The sequence below is a fragment of the Accumulibacter sp. genome (genome assembly GCF_029255145.1).
In the GTDB taxonomy this organism is placed as follows: domain Bacteria; phylum Pseudomonadota; class Gammaproteobacteria; order Burkholderiales; family Rhodocyclaceae; genus Accumulibacter.
In genome coordinates this window covers 1-3,437 of record NZ_JAPUVQ010000073.1, presented here as the reverse complement: position 1 = coordinate 3,437, position 3,437 = coordinate 1, and the positions used below count along the sequence as shown (strand labels likewise).

Annotated in this window: 4 protein-coding genes; all 4 read left to right on the top strand. The window is 64.1% G+C overall.

Annotation, left to right across the window (positions count from 1 at the left end; all coding sequences use genetic code 11):
* Window positions 1-212 precede the first annotated feature (212 nt).
* The gene (locus tag Q1L50_RS07590) at window positions 213-677 is read left to right on the top strand and encodes a phage terminase small subunit P27 family (protein ID WP_300337236.1); all 465 of its coding nucleotides are present in this window, start codon (window positions 213-215) and stop codon (window positions 675-677) included.
* Window positions 677-2,389 carry a terminase TerL endonuclease subunit gene (locus Q1L50_RS07585; protein ID WP_300337235.1) on the top strand — a complete coding sequence of 571 codons (1,713 nt, stop codon included), beginning with the start codon at window positions 677-679 and terminating at the stop codon, window positions 2,387-2,389. Before Q1L50_RS07590 ends, Q1L50_RS07585 begins: the two co-directional genes overlap by 1 nt.
* A 15-nt stretch (window positions 2,390-2,404) precedes the next feature.
* On the top strand, window positions 2,405-2,926 hold the full coding sequence (locus Q1L50_RS07580; RefSeq protein WP_300337233.1) for a hypothetical protein: 522 nt from the start codon (window positions 2,405-2,407) through the stop codon (window positions 2,924-2,926).
* A gap of 62 nt (window positions 2,927-2,988) precedes the next feature.
* The coding region (locus Q1L50_RS07575; RefSeq protein ID WP_300337231.1) for a hypothetical protein at window positions 2,989-3,437 on the top strand (449 nt) is incomplete at its 3' end.

Below are 3,437 nucleotides of genomic sequence, written 5' to 3'. Positions count from 1 at the left end.
ATTAAATGCCATAACGCTAAGTCCGCAAGAGAGACAGCAAAACGCCGGGCTGCAGGCCCCTAGGGGCCTGGGTTCTCTACAATGGCATATGCCATACGCGTGCCCCTGCCCGTTCTTTTGCGCGTGCAAAATGAAAAACTTTTTTTGTGCAAAATGGCCTAAATAGCCAGTGTTTACAGGGCGTTAGACCATTTTCAGGAACCCCCGAAATTATGCCCGGACGTAAGCCCCTGCCCGTGGTCGTCAAGGAGATCAAGGGGACGCTGCAGAAGTGCCGCACCAATCCGCGGGAACCAAAACCCACGACGGCGCTGTGCACCCCGCCCGACTACATGTCCGAGAGCGCCAAGGAAGCGTGGAACTACGCCGTGGCCAATTCGCCGCCCGGCCTGCTCTCCGCGCTCGACGGCGCGGTCCTCGAACGTTGGGCGAACTGCTCGGGGCTGTATCGCGAGGCTCTCTCCAAGATCAACAAGGCCGGCGTCTCCGGGATGATTATCAAGACGCCCAGCGGCATTCTGCGGCGTTCGCCCCTGATGGACGTGATCCGCGACCTGGCGCTGGAGATGAAGGGTTACGAGGCCGAGATGGGATTCACGCCTGCATCGCGCTCACGGATTTCGCTGCCGGCCGACTCGACGAACGAATCGGATCCCTGGTCGGAGATCGCTGGCTGATGGCAGTGCGCAACTATGCTGCCATTGCCAGGCGATATGCCGAAGCCGTGGTCGGGAGAGATATTGCCGCGTGCAAATGGGTGCGCCTCGCCTGCCAGCGCCAGCTCGACGATCTGGCGCGCTTCAAGGGCAGAAACAGTCCCTACCGCTTCAACCCGAGGCTCACCGACAGGCAGGGGCGCAGTTTCCAACCCGCCGACAACCTGTGCGCGTTCGTGGAGCGATTGCCGCACGTCAAGGGGCCGCTGGCCGGTCAGCCGATTCTTCTGGAGCCCTGGCAGGTGTTCATCCTGACCACCGTCTTCGGCTGGGTGAAATCTGATGGCAAGCGGCGCTTTCGCCGTGCCTATATAGAAGTGCCCCGCGGCTCGGGAAAATCGGCACTTTCTTCGGCGGTCGCCCTGTACATGCTGGCCGCTGACGGTGAAGGCGGCGCCGAGGTGTATTCGCTGGCGACCACCCGCGACCAGGCGCGCATCGTGTTTGGGGATGCGCAGGCGATGGCGCGGCAGTCGGCCGGTTTCCGGTCCCGCTTCGGGGTCGGCGTCGGGGCGCACAACATCCACGTGCTGGCGAGCGGTTCGAAGTTCGAGGCGCTGTCGGCCGAGGGTTCGACGCTCGATGGCCTGAACATCCACTTCGGTTGCATCGACGAGTTGCACGCCCACAAGACCCGCACCGTCTATGACGTGGTCGAGACCGGCACCGGCAAGCGCGACAACTCGCTGTTGTGGGTGATCACCACCGCGGGCAGCAACCGTTCCGGCATCTGCTACGAGGTCCGCACCTTCGTGACGAAACTGCTCGATCGCGTCTTCGACGACGACAGCCAGTTCGGCGTGGTCTATGGGCTCGATGACGGGGACGACTGGACGCTCGAAGAGTCCTTGATCAAGGCCAATCCCAACTGGGGCATCTCGGTGCGCCCGGAAGTGCTGATCCCGCTACAGGCCAAGGCGATGCAGATGCCGAGCGCGGTGAACAACTTCAAGACCAAGCACCTCAACGAGTGGGTCAACGCCGACACGGCGTGGATGGACATGCGCTCGTGGGATCGCTGCGCCGACCCGGGACTCGACCTCGACGCCTACGCCGGCCAGCCGTGCTGGATGGGCCTCGATCTCGCCAGCAAGACCGATATCGCGGCGCTGCTGCTGGTCTTCGCGCACCAGGAAATCGACGGCGCTTTTGCCGTCTTCGGTCGCTACTACCTGCCGGAGGACACCGTGCACGCCACCGGCAACAGCCAGTACCCCGGCTGGATGGGCAGCGGGCGGCTGACGGCGACGCCGGGCAACGTCATCGACTTCGGCTGGATCGAGGCCGATCTGATCGATTTTGCTTCGCGTTTTGCGATCCAGGCGGTGGCCTTCGACCCGTTCCAGGCGACGCAGTTGTCGACCCGGATGCTGGCCGAGGGACTGCCGATGATCGAGGTGCGACCCACCGTGCTCAACTTCTCGGAACCGATGAAGACGCTCGAAGCGCTGGTCCTGCAGGAGAAACTGATCCACGACGGCGACCCGGTGCTGGGCTGGATGGCGAGCAACGTGGTCGCGCACCTCGACGCCAAGGACAACATCTATCCGCGCAAGGAACGCCCGGAGAACAAGATCGACGGCATCGTCGCGCTGATCATGGGGCTGTCGCGCGCCATCACGCCGGGTACCCAGGTGGTGCTCGGGGCCGACTATGAACTGCTGGCCATTTAACACGGAGAGTCGCATATGAAATCCCTGAGTCGCATCTTCTGGGTCTGTATGGTTGTCTTCCTGGCGCTCGCGCCAACCGCGCAGGCCGCTGGTCCTCTAACGTATTACACCCAGAACCACCTGATCGACTTCCTCTTCCGCGGGCAGGCATCGGGATTGCCCTCGACGTGGTTCGCCGCGCTCTACACCACCTGCCCGACGAATACCGCCGGCAGCGGCACCGAAGTCGCCAATGCCAATGGCTACGCCCGGCAATCGGTCGGCGCCAATGCGCTCACCGTGTGGGCGGCGACCCAGGGGGGGACGTCGGTGTCGAACGGCACGACGGGAAGCACGAGCAATCTCGCGGCGATCACGTTCCCGACGGTCACCACCGCGTCCTGGGGGACGATCAACTGCTGGGCACTGGTGGATTCTGGCACCTACGGCGCCGGCAACGTCTGGATCTACGCAGCAGTCACGAGCCCTCCGACGCTGACCGTCGGCGCCACGGCGAGCTTCGCCATCGGCGCCCTGACGGTCACGATTACGCCGTAATGCTTGCTTTCGGAGTCCGCGAGTCGGTATCCAGCCCAGGGAACGTCTCAACCGGTGGCACGATGACGCTCGCTTCGGTGACGGGCTATCCGCGCCTGCAGAACGTTCCGGCGTACTGGAGCGGATCGGCGACGCGCGGGCCGTTTGCGTTTTCGGTCGTCGATGGCGCAGGCCTGCCGCTCGCGCACGGGCTTGGGCGGCTCACCGCGGCCGCGACGCTGACCGTTGACCGATGGCTGCAAAGCTTTGTGTCGAGCACCTACGCGGATGCGAGCCTGTCGTCCGTGGCGCTCGGTTCGAGCCCGGTATTCGTGCTCGGGGCTGCCGGGCCGTGGTCAGCGCGGGCATGCCTGCCGACGCTCAACGCGGAAACGACATCCAACCCGAGCACCTTCGGGCGTCGCCGGGTGTCCGGCCACATCGGGGCGCTCGGTTCATCCTATGCGCTGTCCGCCAACACGCTCTATTTCGCCCCGTACCGGTCGGAATACGGCGGCGAAGTCAGTTCGAT